The following is a 13,725-nucleotide window of genomic DNA, read 5'->3' as shown; positions in this document are numbered from 1 at the left end:
TGCGACCACCGGGGCCGGTCGTCGCCGTCGCGCCCGACTCGCGACCGCCGAAACCGACAAACGGGACAACGGTTGTGAACCGAAGCCGTGTGGGATCGTGACAAACGTTAAGGGCGCGACCGACCGGGCTCTAGTATGCTCTTGCTCCAGGCCGACGCGGTCACTCGCCCGACGTTCTGGGGGATCGGTCCCGTCGGGAAGGCCGCGTTCTACTACCTGGCCGCCGTCGCCATCGCCGTCTTCCTGCTGGGGTCGTACCGCCGGGTCGCCCGCTACGCCGAGGGCAGCGAGGACCCGCTGAACCGGCTCGACGACCTGCCCGGCCGGGTCGTCGCCGCGGCGGGGACCGTCCTCTCGAACCGGACGCTGCGCGACGGCGACCTCGTCGCGGGTCTCGCCCACGCGTTCGTCCTCTGGGGCTTTCTCACCCTCCTTATCGCGACCACCATCCTCGGCGTCGACATGGACATCTACGGCCCGCTCACGGGCGAGTCCTTCTTCGTCGGCGACTTCTACCTCTCCTACTCGTTCGTCGTCGACGCGATGGGGCTCCTCTTCGTCGTCGGGCTCGGCGTCCTCCTCTATCGCCGGTATGCCGCCCGTGACGGCCGTCTGTGGGGTCGCCACACCTCCGCCGAGGACGACCTGTTCGTCTGGGCGCTCTTCCTGCTGGGCGTCGGCGGCTACCTCACCGAGGGGTGGCGAATCCTCGGCCAGGACTTCCCGGCCTTCGAGACGGTGAGCTTCGTCGGCTGGGCGGTCGCCGTCGCTCTCGACGGCGCCGGGATGACCCCCACGATGGCCGAGGCGACCTACCCGCTGGTCTGGTGGAGCCACTCGATCCTCGCGCTGGCCTTTATCGCCGCCGTCCCGCTCGGGAAACCGTTCCACATGCTCGCCTCGGCCGCCAACGTCGTCGCCCGCGACGAGGACGCCGGTCGCCGACTCCCCGGCGTCCCGGCCGATCTGGACGCCACGAACGCCGAATCCATCGACGATTTCACCTGGAAGGAGCTGCTCGACCAGGACGCCTGCACCAAGTGCGGCCGCTGTTCGGCGGCCTGCCCCGCCAAGGCCGCCGGCCGCCCGCTCGACCCGCGGGACGTGATCCTCGACCTGAAGAATTACCGCGAGAGCCGCGACGCCGGCGGCGAGGCGGTCGACATCGTCGCCGACGGCGGCACCTCCGTCGTCGACGCCGCGACGATGGAGTCCTGCATGTCGTGCATGGCCTGCATGGACGCCTGCCCCGTCGAGATCGAACACCTCGATTCGTTCACCCGGATGAACCGCCAGCTCGTCGACCAGGGGGATCTGGACCGGAACGTCCAGAACGTGTTCCAGAACGTGATGCAGCAGGGAAACACCTTCGGGGAGTCCCAGCGCAATCGCGCCGACTGGGCCGACGACCTCGACAGCGAGCCGACGGACGCCCGCGAGGAGTCCGTCGAGTACCTCTGGTACGTCGGCGACTACCCGAGCTTCGACGACCGCAACAGGAAGGTGGCCCGCTCGCTCGCCCGGATCTTCGAACGGGCGGACGTCGACTACGGGATACTCTACGACGACGAAGTGTACGACGGCAACGACGTGCGCCGCGTCGGCGAGGAGTTCCTCTTCGTCGAGCAGGCCGCGACCCTGGTCGACACGTTCGACGACTGCGAGTTCGAGCGGATCGTCTGCACCGACCCCCACGCGTTCAACACCTTCGCCAACGAGTACCCCGAACTCGACTTCGAGGAGTTCGCCGACGACCCGATGATGGAGGTTCCCGAGGAGAACTGGTCGGGCGCCCCCGTCTTCCACTGGACGCAGGTCGTCGAGGACCTCGTGAGCGAGGGCCGACTCGGCCTCCGCGGCGACGAACTCGACTACACCGTCACCTACCACGACCCGTGTCACCTCGGCCGGTACAACGGCGAGTACGAGGCGCCCCGCGACCTCGTTCGCGCCACGGGCTGCGACCTGGCGGAGATGCCGCGCAACCGGAGCGATTCGTTCTGCTGTGGCGGCGGCGGTGGCGGCCTCTGGATGGAGTTCGACGAGGACCCCAAGCCGAGCGAGGAACGGCTGCGCGAAGCCCTGGAAGACACCGCGGTCGGCCCCGCGGTCGAGAAGTTCGTCGTCGCATGCCCGATGTGTACGACGATGTTCGAGGACGGCCGCAAGACCGGCGGCTTCGAGGACGACATCGAGGTCGTCGACGTGGCCGAGTTGCTGATCGAGGCGATCGAGGTCCGGGAGGGCGGCGGTGTGGCCGCTGGTAAAGGTGACACCGCGGGGTCGCCCGCCGACGACTGAGTGTGCGTCGCGAGCGCTACCTCTCGGCGACGGCCGCCGGGTCGAGTCGGTCGACGACCCCGTCGAAGTCGTCGTCGAACGCGAGCACGTGATCGATGTCGTAGCGTTCGACGAGCGCGACCGTGGTCGCGTCGGTGAAGCTGAGCGGCTGGTCGTCGTAGCGGTCGAACGTCTCGACCGCGAAGTCGAACTCCGTTCGGGAGACGAAGTGGAAGTCGACCGTGTCGGGGTACTCGTTTCGTCCCAGGATCCGATCCCCCACAGTCCTCGCCTCGTCGTACCGACCGGTTCGTTTCCGCACGAGTGTGACGGCCTCGTCGTAGACGTATTCGCTCGTGAACGCCGAGCCAAACTGACCGCGCAGTACGGCTTCGAACGCCGATCTGGCCGGTTCGTGGCGACTGCTCCCTTCGTTCTGCAGCGCGTAGTAGAGCCCGGTGTCGAGAAAAACGCTCATTCGGTGTCGAACTCCGACAGTGCTTCGTCCTCGTAGAGGACCGCGTCGATATCGTCGTCCGCCGTGTCGACTCCCCAGTCACTCGTGCCAGCGAAGAACCGCTCGATCTCCTCGTCGGACAGCCCCTCGACATCGTCGTCGACCGGGGCGGCCGACTCCTCGCGGAACGAGTCGACCAGCGCTTCGCGGGTCGCGAACTCCCGTTCGACCACCCGCGCGACGACGGAGCGCTCGGACACCGCTCGGCCGGTTTCCGCCTCGATCTCCTCGCACAGCTCCCGGATGCGGGCTTTCGTCCGCTCGTCGACGGGGATCGACGCCATACCCGGGTGTTGCTCGCTCTCGCCGATAAACCTTCGCCGGACCGGCGGTGTCCCGAGCGGTTAACAGGCTCGGCGCCCTCCCGAGTCCCATGGGACTGATCGCGGAGTTTCGCCTGACCGGCGAGGACCTGGCGCTCGTCGACGTGGCGGCCGGCGTGCCCGAGGCGACCGTCGAGTTCGAGTCGGTGCGGGCGGCGCCGTCGGGACCGCCGGAGTTCGTCGTGCGGACGGTCGGTGCGGGTCGCGAGGCCGTCGAGGCCGCCTTCGCGGACGCCGACTCGGTGACCGACCACTCGCTGGTCGTCGCCGACGGCGACGCGCGCCGGTATCAGTGTCGCCCCACCGGCGGCCCGCCGGAGGGGCTGGAGACGCTCGCGAACAACAAGTCGGTCCCCGACCGCGTGCGGGTCACGCCCGACGGCTGGACCGAGCGGCGCTGGTTCGCCGACCGCGAGGAGTTCGACGCCTTCCGGGAGTTCTGTCGCGCCAACGACTACACCTTCCGCCTCGACCGACTCGTCGAGGTCGACGGCGACGCGGACGACCCCGAGGAGCCCGGTCCCTTCGGCGCGCTCGACGGCGACTCCTCGCGCCCGCCGGGTATGACCGAGCCCCAGCGCGAGGCGCTCGTGCTCGCCCACGAGATGGGCTACTTCGACGTGCCGCGGACGGCGACGACCGCCGAGGTGGCCGACGAACTCGGCGTCGCCCCCGCGTCGTGCTCCGAGCGGCTGCGCCGCGCCCAGAGCCACCTCGTCGCGCAGTTCCGCCGCGCCGACACCAATATAAAACCCCGAATGGATTAGGGCCAGGGCTACGGACGCGTAGCCGTAACCCACTCGCGTGAGAGAACGGACGCCACGACCGGACGGCGGCGGCGACGCCGGGGACGGTCGCGGGAACGCCATCGAGGCCAGCGGCGTGGAACTGACTTACGCCGACGGGACGGAGGCGGTCAAGGGGATCGACCTCACGGTACCGGAAGGGGAGTTCTTCGGCTTCCTCGGCCCGAACGGCGCCGGGAAGACGACGACGATCAAGACCTTCGCGACGCTCCTCTCGCCGACCGGCGGCTCCATCACCGTCAACGGCTACGACGTGCGCGACGACGCGCGCCGCGTCCGCGAGACGATCGGCTACATGGCCCAGGAGACCAGCGTCGACGAGGAGCTCACGGCCCGCGAGAACATCCGCTTCGCCGCGCGGGCCTACGGCGTGCCCAAGAGCGAGCGCGCCGACCGCATCGACGAACTGCTCGACCTCGTGGATCTGGCCGACGTGGGCGACAAGCGCGCCGGCGAGTTCTCCGGCGGGATGAAAAAGCGGCTGGACGCCGCGACCGCGCTGGTCCACAGCCCCCCGCTCGTGTTCCTCGACGAGCCGACGACGGGGCTCGACCCCAAGGCTCGGAACCGCCTCTGGGAGTACTTCGAGCGCATCAACGAGCGCGGGACGACCCTCTTTCTCACCACGCAGTACCTCGAAGAGGCCGACCAGCTCTGCGACCGCCTCTCGGTCATCCTCGACGGCGATATCGTCGCGACGGGGTCGCCCACGGAACTCAAGCGCCGCGTCGGCGGGGAGATCCTCGACGTGGAGATCGAGGGCGAGGCGGTCGACGCGACGGGGGACGGGAGCGCCGCCGACCCCCGCGAGCGCGCCGCCGAGATCGCCCGCACGGGCGACGTGTTTGACGCCGACGCCGACGTGGCGGTCACCGACGACGGCATCAGCGTCACGGCCGAGCGGGCCCGCCAGCACGGGACCGACCTGCTCGTCGCGCTCCGGGACGACGGGATCACGGTGACGGGCTTCAACATCCGCTCGCCGACGCTGGACGACGTGTTCCTCGCGATCACCGGCGAGGACCTCGACTCGGAGGACCGGGCGGCCGACTCCGCGGACGTGACCGAACCGGAGGTGACCGCCGAATGAGCGACGACGCCCCCGGTCACGACGACAGCGACCGCACCGACGGCGGTCTGGCGAGCGAAGGGGGCCAGACCTCGTCAGAGCTTCGCTCTGACGGCGGGACCGCCCGTCGGTCGGACGAGCGGCTGTCGGGCAACTCCTTCCTCGGCGACTTCTGGGTGAACTTCGTCCGCTGGAACCTCAAGGCGGTGCGCAACCCCTTCGTCGTCGTCGGGTCGCTCGTCCAGCCGATCATCTTCCTCGTCCTGTTCACGCAGGTGTTCGGACAGATCGCCACCGGCGCGATCAGCGGCGGCGCCACCGGCGGCATCACCTACGAGACGTTCCTGCTGCCGGCCATCGCGATGCAGGTGTCGCTGGCGGCCGCCGCGGGCTCGGGGATCGGTCTCGTCAACGACATGGAGGAGGGGCTGTTCGAGAAGACGCTCGTGATGCCGATGAGCCGCTCGGCGATGTTCCTCGGCAAGACCGCCGCCGAGATCCTCCGCATCGTCGTCCAGATCGCCATCATCCTGGGCCTGGGCAGCCTCCTCGGCGCCAGCGTCGCCACCGGCTTCGTCGGCGCGATCGGGATCATCTTGATCGGCATCCTCTTCTCGCTGTGGTTCGTCGCGCTCTCGAACATCTTCGCCGTCGTCACGAAGGACCAGGAGTCGACGATCATCGGCGCGAACCTCCTGCAGTTCCCCCTGCTGTTCGTCTCGACGGCCTTTCTCCCGCTGTCGGCGATGCCCGGCTGGATCCAGACCGTCGCTACGTTCAACCCGATCACCTACGGCGTCGACGCCGCCCGCGCGCTGATGCTCGGTCAGGACGTGATGACCGTCGTCGAGGTCACTCGCTTCACGGGGATCTGGAACACGCTCGTCCCCGCGGTGGCCGTCCTGCTCGCGCTCGACGTGCTGTTCGGCGGGATCGCCGTCTACCTGCTCAACCGCGCCTCCTCGTCGGACGTGCAGTAAGCCGGCCGCCCTCGCTCCCGCTCCGCTTCGGCCCGGTTTCCGCTCGGTTTCCGCTCCGCCGACCGCTACAGCTCCGGTTCCTCCCGGTCGGGATTCTCGATTATCTCGATCTCGACGTCCTCGCCCCGGAGTCCGAGCCGGGCGAACTGCGTGCGGACGTGTTCCTTCGCCGCGGCCAGCCCCGCCTCGCGCGTGTCGAACCCGCGGGTGGTGGGCGCCTCGAAGGCGACCCGGCGTTCGGTGCCGTCGATCCGCTGGAGCTGCCCGCCCGACTCGACCTCGTAGAACTCGTCGCAGATCCAGACGTAGGGGGCGCCCTCGTCCGGCGCGCCCTCGAACGTCGGCGGCCGCTCGCCCCGTTCGTAGAGCGTCCCCGTCAGCGCCGTCCCGCCCGCGTGGCCGCGTACCAGTAGCATATCCCCGAGAGTAGGGGGCCGAGCGGCAAAAGCGCGCCGGGCACTCCCGGGCATCGACGGCCCGGCGTTCGCTTCCAGAACGACTATCCTGTCGCCCCGTCGACCAGTCGGTGATGGCCCCCGATCTCGACTCGCTGGCCCGCCGGCTGGCGGTGCCACACTACGACGACGCCCTCCCCGCTCACGACGCGTTCCACGCCGAGCGCGTCCGCGACCTGTCGCTGCGACTCGCCGCCGACTGGGACCGCTCGGTCGACCGCGGCGTCCTCGCCGCGGCGGCCTGGCTGCACGACATCGGTCGCCCGCTCGAACGGACCGGCGAGATCGACGACCACGGCGAGTGGGCAGCCGTGGAGGCGTCGGACCTGCTGGCCTCCGAGGGAGTGGCCGCCGACCGCGTCGACGCGGTCGTCCACTGTCTGCGGAGCCACAGCATCCGATCGAACTCCCCCGACCCGGAGACCCCGGCGGCGAAACTGCTGTTCGACGCGGACAAGCTGGACGCCGCCGGCGCAGTGGGAGTCGTCCGCCTGGCCTGTATCGTCGGCGAGCGCTCGGGGCGAGCGGGCGAGAAGTACGCCGCCATCGACAGCGGACCGGTACCTGGGACGACCGACGCCGGCGGCACGGACGACGCCCGAACGCCCGACCTGACGCTCCTCCGCGAGTGGGCGCGCGAGCGACTGGACGCGCTGTACACGCCGCCCGGTCGCCGCCGCGGCGAGTCCCGCTGGGCGTTCATGCAGGACTTCTTCGACCGGTTCGAGGCCGAGACGGCGGCCCCGGACAGCTGACGGCAGTCAGCCGTCCCGTCGTCCGCTCACGCCCACAGGTCCAGGTCGACGACGACGGGGAGGTGGTCGGAGGGGAACCAGCCGTCGCCGACCGCGTCGGCGGCGACGCCGTACCCGTCGACCGCCGTGTCGGCGACGAAGAAGTGGTCGATCTGCCGGTCGGGCAGTAGCTCCTCGAAGTCCGTCCGGGTGGTGTCGGGGCCGTGCGGCGGGTACGGGCTCGCTTCGCGCGCGTCGACCAGCGGGAACTCGCCCGGTTCGCCCTCCCGGTCGTCGCTGCCGTCGGCCAGCACCCGGTAGGGTTCGTCGCCTGCTACGCAGTTGAAATCCCCGCCGACGACGACCGGTTCGTCGCCCTCGCGGAGCGCGCGCGCCCGCTCCCGGAGCACCCGAGCGCCCTCGACGCGGGCGCGGGCGCCCTCGTGGTCGAGGTGGGTGTTGCAGTACAGCACCGTCCCGCCGCCGTCGCGGTCGCGCAGGCGGACCCACGCGGCGATCCGGGGGTAGGCGGCGTCCCAGCCGACGCTGCCGGGGTCGTCGGGCGTCGGCGAGAGCCAGAACGTCCCCGCGTCGAGCCGTTCGAAGCGGTCGCGGCGGTAGCCGACCGGGCAGAACTCGCCCTCGTCCTCGTCGGCGTTCCGCGACCGCCCGATCCACTCGAACTCGGGGAGCGCGTCGCGCAGATCCGCGTACTGGTGGGCGAGCGGTTCCTGCAGCCCCACGAGTTCGGGGCGGTGAAAGCGGATCGTGCTCGCGACTGCGTCCCCCCGGCCCGCCCAGTCGAACTCCCCGTCGTCCGCCACGTCGCGGCGAACGTTGTACGTGAGCACCCGGACCGCCTCGCCGTTCATACCGGTCTCTCGGGCGCCGGGGGTCTTGAGACTACCGCGGTCGGCAGGATCCGACCGTCCGGGGACATCGTTCGGTACGCGTGTGGACGTGTCGTCGGCGTCCGCGCGTCGACGGCGCGGTTTGCCCACCTCTCCACGAAAGAGACGGTGGCGCAACACCCATACCCTCCCAGTACGACGTGGCGGGTATGTCCGATCTCGGGGATTTCACTGACTTCGACGGCAGCGACGAGGGCGACGGCGAGGAGGCCGACGACGCGGACGGGCCGGCGCCCGCGGCGGTCGACACCGACGGATCGGCGCCCGACCCGACCGACGGCGACGCGCTCGACGCGGGCGAGGACGACGACGACTTCGAGGCGATGGACGTGACGCCCGCCGGCGAGGACCACGGCGTCGGCGTCGTCTCGGCGACCGAGGGGCTGCGCATCAGCGAGGACGGCGAGGAGACGGAGCTTCGGGCGTACGTCACCGTCGAGAACCGCTCGGACGTGCGGATCGGGAAGTACCTGCTCGTCCCCTACCAGGACGAGGAGCGGCTGTTCTGCCGGATCACGGCCCTGGAGTACGCCCAGGAGTTCCGCGCCGACGACGCCACCGAGATCCACGCCCGCCGCGCGATGCGCAGGGGCGACATCGACGAACAGGACTTCAAGTTCGTCGCCACGCTCGACCCCGTCGCGGTCCTCTATTCGGAGGGCGACGAACTCAAACGGCGGATGACCGACCGGGTGCCCAAGCCCGAGACGGTCGTCCGGGAGGCCACCGACAAGTCGGAGATCAAGACCGGCCTGAAGATCCCCGAGGACGGCGTCTTCCTCGGCCACCTCTCGGTCGGCGGCGAGAAGGTGAACACGGCCGCCGAGCCGCCCCACATCGACTACCGGCTGAAAGACGACTACGAGGACGGCGACCCGCTCGTCTTCCGCCACACGCTCGTCGCCGGCGGGACGGGGTCGGGCAAGACCCACAGCGCCAAGAACGTCCTCCGGCAGTACCTCGCCGACGACCGGACCTACCCCGTCGAGGACGGCTCCCGGGACGTGTCGCCCGGCCTCGTGATGTTCGACCCGCAGGACGAGTACGCCCAGATGCACGACGACAACCCCGACCTCGATAGCGAGTTCGCCCGCCGTCTGGAGCGGGAGGGCATCGCCTACGGCGGCGTCGACGACACCATCGCGTTCGTCCCGAAGGTTCAGGGCGCTACCTACGCCACCGGCGACCACCGCGCCGAGCAGGTGGAGTTCACCATCCCCTTCTCGATGGTCCAGGACAACCCCTGGCTCATCGCCGGCGCCAATCTGAATGGCAACCAGTACAACGCCCTCCAGTTGCTCCTCAACCGCTTCTCCCGTGACTACGGGGCCGACGGAACCTACCAGCAATTTAAAACGTTCCTCGACGACCCCGCGCTACGCGAGGAGCTCGACGAGACCGGCCGGGTCCACGAGGCGACGTTCAACGCGGTCAAACGCCGCGCGCTGGGTTTCGACGGCATCTTCGACCAGGACGCCCGCCCGATCACCGAACGGGTCCACGAGTTCGTCCGCGCCGGCGGCATCTCCGTCGTCCCGACCTACCACATCAACAACTCCCGGACCACGGTGACGGTTGTCCTCGCCCTCGCCGCGCTGATCGTCGACCAGAAACTCTCGAACGACCCCGAGTACGAGCGCATCAAGAACACCCCGCTCGTCCTGGGGCTCGACGAGGCCCACAACTTCCTCTCGGAGGTCGACAGCGTCCAGGGCGAGCAGATCATCGGGAAGTTCACCGAAGCGGCGAAACAGGGCCGGAAAGAGCGCCTCGGCCTCTTTCTCATCACCCAGGACCCACAGGACATCGCCGACCCCGTGTTCAAGCAGATCAACTCGACGGTCGTCCTCAACCTCGGCGACGACGACGCCATCTCGGCCGTCAATATCCCCGCGAACCTCGAACAGAAGGTGCCCTACATGGAGAAGGGCCAGAAGGTCGTCTACTCGCCGGACAACTCCGAGCCGGTCGAGCTGATCGGCCTCTCGAAATGCCTGACGAACCACGAGTGAGCGGCCCGGACGCGACCGAGCGCGATCCCGTCCGAACGTTTTTCCGGGATATCGACCTATCCTTTCGTGATGGCGAGGGCGTCACGACCGGACGAGGGCGAGCGGAGCGACGAGGTCCACCTCTGGCGCGAGGGCGATACTTGGATTGCGAAAGACGTGGGGACCGGAGTCGCGAGTCAGGGGGAGTCCCGCGGCGAGGCGCTGGAGATGCTCGACGAGGCCGTCGCCCTCCACGAGGGTGACGCTGGCCGGCCGATCACCGACGAGGACCTCGAAGACCTGGGAATCGACCCGGAGTCGGTCCCCGACGAACCGCGAGAACCCGACGCGCCGTGGTTCGATTCCGAGGAGTAGCGTGTCGCGCTCGACGTTCACCGGTGGGGAAGTCGCCGACGCGCTGATCGAAATGGGTTACGCCCCCGTCGACCGGACGGGCAGCCACCTGAAACTACGGTACGTCCACCCCGAGACCGGCGAGGTCCGGAACGTCACGGTACCGATCCACGGTGAGATCGATCCCGGGACGCTCCGGTCGATCGCCGACCAGTGCGGTGCCGAGGAGTTCGGCGCGTGGTGCGAGTGGATCGAAGAACTGGTCTGAGGATCGACCGTTCGCGGCATCGATCTCGTCACAGCGGCGACAGCTCAGTCACGTCCGCGCCCGCGGTCTCGGCCAGCGCGTCGCGGGCGTCGGGCTTGCAGGTCAGGTACACCACCTGCCAGCCCGAGTCGACCAGCTCGCCCAGCACCTCGGCCTGCCGTTCGAGCCGCTGAGGGTCGGCCGACAGGAAGGCGTCGTCCATGAGGAAGAAGCCGTCCCGTCCCTCCATGAGGCGACGGCCGAGCGCGACGCGGACGGCGAGATACAGCTGGTCGCGCGTCCCGCGGGACAGCTCGGCGGGGCCGAGCCGCTCGCCGCTCGCCAGCTCGACGGTCAGCCGGGAGTCGTCGGTCAGGCCCACGTCGACGTAGCGGTCGTCGGTCACCCGCCGGAACACGTCGGCGGCCTCGCCGTCGGCGAACAGCGTCGTCATCTTCTCGGTCTCGGAGGCGGCCATCCGGTCGAGCACCGTCGCCGCGGCCCGCGAAACGTCGGCGTCGGTCTCGATGGCGTCGACGACCTCGCGCAGGCGGTCGGCCAGGTCCGCCAGCGCGCCGAGGTTGGCGACGGTCAGGTCGAGCGGTTCGCCGGTGAACGCCTCGAAACGGACGCCGCCGGCGCGCTCGGCGAACCGCTCCAGCTGTCGGCGGTGGTCGCGGAGCGTCTCCCGTCGCTCGCCCTCGCGCTCGGCGGCCGCTTCGGCGCGCTCGCGTGCGTCTTCGAGCTTCTCCTCGGTGAACTCTCGGTCGGCGTCGAAATCGATCTCGGCTCGCCGGGCCTCCAGCGCGTCCTCGGCTTCGGCGACCACATCTCGGGGCGCCTCGGCGTCGATATCGAGCCACTGCCGGAGGACCTCGGTGTTGCCCTGGATGACCTCCGCGTGGTTGTCGTGTTCCTCGCGGTAGTCGGCGATGGCCCCGCGGACCGCCGGCGGGTCGTAGGCGTCGATGCCGACCTCGGAGGCCCGTTCGACGACCGCCTCGCGGTCGCGTCCCAGCCGGACGACGGCGTTGCTCGCCGACCGGTAGGCCGCGAGCGCGACGAGGGCGACGACGCCGAAGGCGGCGGGACCGGCGGCGACTAGCTGCGGCTCGCGGATCCCCAGACCCAGCGGGACCGCGCCGGCGACGACCCCCGCGGCCAGCGCCGCGAGCGTCGCCCGACCGTACCAGGTCTTGCGCCGCTGGAGTTCGTCCTCGCTCCCGGTCGCCAGGTCGTCGAGCCGCTCGGACAGCTCGTCGAGATCCCCCTCGTCGGGGAGCTCGGCGCGCTCGTCGAGGCTGCGCTCCAGCGACCCCTTCGTCTTGACCAGTTGCTCGTAGTCCTCGCGGGCCTTCGCGGCCTCCAGCGCCTCGACCTCGGCCTCGGCCTCGCGCCGCTCGCGGGCGGCCTCGTAGCACGCCCGCTCGGCGGCGTCGAGGTCCTCGGCGTCGGCCCGGTCGAGGTACGCCTCGACGTCGGCGAGCAGGTCCGTCGCCAGGTCGTGTTGCTCGGCGGCGTCGTCGTGCTGGGTCGAGAGCTCCCACCCCTCGGGCGTCAGGCGGCCGCGTTCGACGACGCGGTCGCGGACGGTCTCGATGTCGCCGGTCCAGATGCCGACGACGCGGTCGGTCACCCGGCGGTAGAACGCCTGCTCGTCGAGCACGCGCAGGTCGCCGTCGCGGACGACGAACACGTTGCGGAACTCCGCGGGCGTCAGCTCGAAGTTGTACCGCTCGGCGTAGCGGTCGAGCAGCGTCTCGCCGTTCGCGAGCTCGAACCGGTCGCCCTCCCCGTCGAGGGCGACGTATCCCTCGGGGGACTCGTCGATTCGCGGCTGGGCGACGCGGCGGTCGCCCGTCAGCGACCGCAGCAGCGACTCGACCAGCAGCGTCTTCCCGGACTCGTTGGGGCCGTAGACGACGTGGGCGTCGCCGAACTGCAGCGTCTCTCGGAGCGGCCCGTAGCGGTCGACGTGGACCTCGCGCAGTTTCACGCGTGTGTCACCTCGCCGGCCGAGAGCAGCTCCGCGAGCGTCTCGACGAGCCGCTCCTCGACGGCCTCGCGGTCGTCGACGCGGTCGAACTCGTCGAGGTCGAGTTCGTCGAGCCGGTCGACGAAGTCGGCGTAGATAGGGTGGTCGAGGACGGCCGCGACGCCGCGTGTCTCGTTGAGCACGGTCGCCGGGCCGGCGGCGGCGTGCAGGCGCTCGTCGAAGGTCGATTCGTCGAGTTCGGTGAAGCCGTCGACGCGGACTTCGAGGTCGCTGCGGTCGGTCTCCTGGCCGTCGACCCACCCCTCGACGCGCTCGATGGCGTCGTAGGCGTCGCCGGGGGCGACCGTCGCGGAGAAGCGGTCGCGGTAGAAGGTGTCGAGCGCGACCGGCTGGACGTTCGCGTCGTCAGTGTCGACGACGACGGCGTGGCGGCGACCGGTCTCGGCCCAGGAGTGGGAGACGGGCGAGCCGGGGTAGATGAAGAGGCCGCCGTTGGGCAACTTCCGCTGGTAGAGCTCGCTGTGGACGTGGCCCGAGAGGACGAACTCGTAGCCGAGTTCGCCCAGCGTCTCCGTCTGGACGGGGCAGTGGGTGGGTTCGGCCTCGTCGCCGGTCGCGCCAGTGCCGAACCCGGCGTCGAGCGTGCAGTGCAACAGGAGGACGGCCTCCTCGTGGGCGCGCTCGCGCAGGTCGAAGTAGAGGTCTTCGCCAAGCCGCTCGCGGTCGGCGACGCCGACCACCTCGCCGTCGCCGACGGTCGCCACCTCGACGGGGTCGGTCGAGAGCGCCCGGAAGTCCGGGCCGAACTCGACGTTGCCGTCGAAGACCGCGGCGTCGTGGTTGCCGGGGACGACCAGCACGTCGAAGTCGTTGTCGGTGAACCGCTCGCGCAACTCGGGGCGGCGCTCGTCGGCGGCGGCCGCGGAGTCGAAGCAGTCGCCGCCGACGGTCAGGGCGTCGACCTCCTCGCGCTCGGCCGCAGTCAGGAGGGCGTCGAGCGCGTCCAGCGACCGCTCGCCGCCGCGCCCGAGGTGCAGATCCGCGGTGTGCAGTAGCCGCATG

Annotated in this window: 14 protein-coding genes; 8 read left to right on the top strand and 6 right to left on the bottom strand. The window is 70.2% G+C overall.

Annotated elements, in window-relative coordinates; genetic code table 11:
• Positions 1-135: 135 nt before the first annotated feature.
• Positions 136-2,301 carry a heterodisulfide reductase-related iron-sulfur binding cluster gene (locus HZS54_RS02980; RefSeq protein WP_179920480.1) on the top strand — a complete coding sequence of 722 codons (2,166 nt, stop codon included), beginning with the start codon at positions 136-138 and terminating at the stop codon, positions 2,299-2,301.
• Between the two features lie 16 nt (positions 2,302-2,317).
• Here the strand turns inward: HZS54_RS02980 and HZS54_RS02975 are convergent, their stop codons facing one another.
• Positions 2,318-2,758 carry a type II toxin-antitoxin system VapC family toxin gene (locus HZS54_RS02975; RefSeq protein WP_179920479.1) on the bottom strand — a complete coding sequence of 147 codons (441 nt, stop codon included), beginning with the start codon at positions 2,756-2,758 and terminating at the stop codon, positions 2,318-2,320.
• Positions 2,755-3,081, bottom strand: a complete 327-nt coding sequence (locus HZS54_RS02970) for a hypothetical protein (protein ID WP_179920478.1) — start codon at positions 3,079-3,081, stop codon at positions 2,755-2,757. The genes HZS54_RS02975 and HZS54_RS02970 overlap by 4 nt, the downstream gene beginning before the upstream one ends.
• A gap of 89 nt (positions 3,082-3,170) precedes the next feature.
• Between HZS54_RS02970 and HZS54_RS02965 the strand changes: the two genes are divergently transcribed.
• The 3 genes from HZS54_RS02965 to HZS54_RS02955 are packed head-to-tail and all read left to right on the top strand — an operon-like array spanning position 3,171 to position 5,975.
• Complete coding sequence (locus HZS54_RS02965) at positions 3,171-3,887, top strand: helix-turn-helix domain-containing protein (RefSeq protein WP_179920477.1); 717 nt, start codon at positions 3,171-3,173, stop codon at positions 3,885-3,887.
• A gap of 37 nt (positions 3,888-3,924) precedes the next feature.
• Positions 3,925-5,016 (top strand): ABC transporter ATP-binding protein, encoded by a 1,092-nt coding sequence (locus tag HZS54_RS02960; RefSeq protein ID WP_179920476.1) that lies wholly within the window; start codon positions 3,925-3,927, stop codon positions 5,014-5,016.
• Positions 5,013-5,975, top strand: a complete 963-nt coding sequence (locus HZS54_RS02955) for an ABC transporter permease (protein WP_246391759.1) — start codon at positions 5,013-5,015, stop codon at positions 5,973-5,975. The genes HZS54_RS02960 and HZS54_RS02955 overlap by 4 nt, the downstream gene beginning before the upstream one ends.
• Positions 5,976-6,040: 65 nt before the next feature.
• On the opposite strand, the gene HZS54_RS02950 is transcribed toward HZS54_RS02955, so the two are convergent.
• Complete coding sequence (locus HZS54_RS02950; RefSeq protein WP_179910324.1) at positions 6,041-6,391, bottom strand: DUF7113 family protein; 351 nt, start codon at positions 6,389-6,391, stop codon at positions 6,041-6,043.
• Between the two features lie 113 nt (positions 6,392-6,504).
• Here HZS54_RS02950 and HZS54_RS02945 point away from each other — a divergent pair, with 113 nt between their 5' ends.
• Complete coding sequence (locus HZS54_RS02945) at positions 6,505-7,185, top strand: HD domain-containing protein (protein WP_179920475.1); 681 nt, start codon at positions 6,505-6,507, stop codon at positions 7,183-7,185.
• A gap of 26 nt (positions 7,186-7,211) precedes the next feature.
• Here the strand turns inward: HZS54_RS02945 and HZS54_RS02940 are convergent, their stop codons facing one another.
• Complete coding sequence (locus tag HZS54_RS02940; protein WP_179920474.1) at positions 7,212-8,036, bottom strand: endonuclease/exonuclease/phosphatase family protein; 825 nt, start codon at positions 8,034-8,036, stop codon at positions 7,212-7,214.
• A 188-nt stretch (positions 8,037-8,224) separates the two neighbouring features.
• On the opposite strand from HZS54_RS02940, the gene HZS54_RS02935 reads away from it, so the two are divergent.
• The 3 genes from HZS54_RS02935 to HZS54_RS02925 all read left to right on the top strand — a co-directional run bounded on the left by HZS54_RS02935 (position 8,225) and on the right by HZS54_RS02925 (position 10,688).
• On the top strand, positions 8,225-10,087 hold the full coding sequence (locus tag HZS54_RS02935; RefSeq protein ID WP_179920473.1) for an ATP-binding protein: 1,863 nt from the start codon (positions 8,225-8,227) through the stop codon (positions 10,085-10,087).
• 69 nt (positions 10,088-10,156) lie between these two features.
• Positions 10,157-10,441: a type II toxin-antitoxin system HicB family antitoxin gene (locus tag HZS54_RS02930; RefSeq protein ID WP_179920472.1), complete on the top strand. Its 285-nt coding sequence runs from the start codon at positions 10,157-10,159 to the stop codon at positions 10,439-10,441.
• Between the two features lies 1 nt (position 10,442).
• Positions 10,443-10,688, top strand: a complete 246-nt coding sequence (locus HZS54_RS02925) for a type II toxin-antitoxin system HicA family toxin (RefSeq protein WP_179920471.1) — start codon at positions 10,443-10,445, stop codon at positions 10,686-10,688.
• 28 nt (positions 10,689-10,716) lie between these two features.
• Here the strand turns inward: HZS54_RS02925 and HZS54_RS02920 are convergent, their stop codons facing one another.
• Both HZS54_RS02920 and HZS54_RS02915 read right to left on the bottom strand, forming a co-directional pair.
• A complete protein-coding gene (locus HZS54_RS02920; RefSeq protein ID WP_179920470.1) occupies positions 10,717-12,663 on the bottom strand; it encodes an ATP-binding protein in 1,947 nt (648 codons plus the stop codon).
• Positions 12,660-13,724 (bottom strand): metallophosphoesterase family protein, encoded by a 1,065-nt coding sequence (locus tag HZS54_RS02915; RefSeq protein ID WP_179920469.1) that lies wholly within the window; start codon positions 13,722-13,724, stop codon positions 12,660-12,662. The genes HZS54_RS02920 and HZS54_RS02915 overlap by 4 nt, the downstream gene beginning before the upstream one ends.
• Position 13,725: the final 1 nt, after the last annotated feature.

The sequence above is a fragment of the Halosimplex pelagicum genome (assembly GCF_013415905.1).
Taxonomy (GTDB): Archaea; Halobacteriota; Halobacteria; order Halobacteriales; family Haloarculaceae; genus Halosimplex; species Halosimplex pelagicum.
This window is presented reverse-complemented; position numbering and strand designations above follow the sequence as displayed.

Coding starts and splice junctions, on each gene's coding strand:
- HZS54_RS02980 (WP_179920480.1), top strand. CDS start 136: ATGCTCTTGCTCCAGGCCGACGCGGTCACTCGCCCGACGTTCTGGGGG.
- HZS54_RS02975 (WP_179920479.1), bottom strand. CDS start 2,758: ATGAGCGTTTTTCTCGACACCGGGCTCTACTACGCGCTGCAGAACGAA.
- HZS54_RS02970 (WP_179920478.1), bottom strand. CDS start 3,081: ATGGCGTCGATCCCCGTCGACGAGCGGACGAAAGCCCGCATCCGGGAG.
- HZS54_RS02965 (WP_179920477.1), top strand. CDS start 3,171: ATGGGACTGATCGCGGAGTTTCGCCTGACCGGCGAGGACCTGGCGCTC.
- HZS54_RS02955 (WP_246391759.1), top strand. CDS start 5,013: ATGAGCGACGACGCCCCCGGTCACGACGACAGCGACCGCACCGACGGC.
- HZS54_RS02950 (WP_179910324.1), bottom strand. CDS start 6,391: ATGCTACTGGTACGCGGCCACGCGGGCGGGACGGCGCTGACGGGGACG.
- HZS54_RS02945 (WP_179920475.1), top strand. CDS start 6,505: ATGGCCCCCGATCTCGACTCGCTGGCCCGCCGGCTGGCGGTGCCACAC.
- HZS54_RS02940 (WP_179920474.1), bottom strand. CDS start 8,036: ATGAACGGCGAGGCGGTCCGGGTGCTCACGTACAACGTTCGCCGCGAC.
- HZS54_RS02935 (WP_179920473.1), top strand. CDS start 8,225: ATGTCCGATCTCGGGGATTTCACTGACTTCGACGGCAGCGACGAGGGC.
- HZS54_RS02930 (WP_179920472.1), top strand. CDS start 10,157: ATGGCGAGGGCGTCACGACCGGACGAGGGCGAGCGGAGCGACGAGGTC.
- HZS54_RS02915 (WP_179920469.1), bottom strand. CDS start 13,724: ATGCGGCTACTGCACACCGCGGATCTGCACCTCGGGCGCGGCGGCGAG.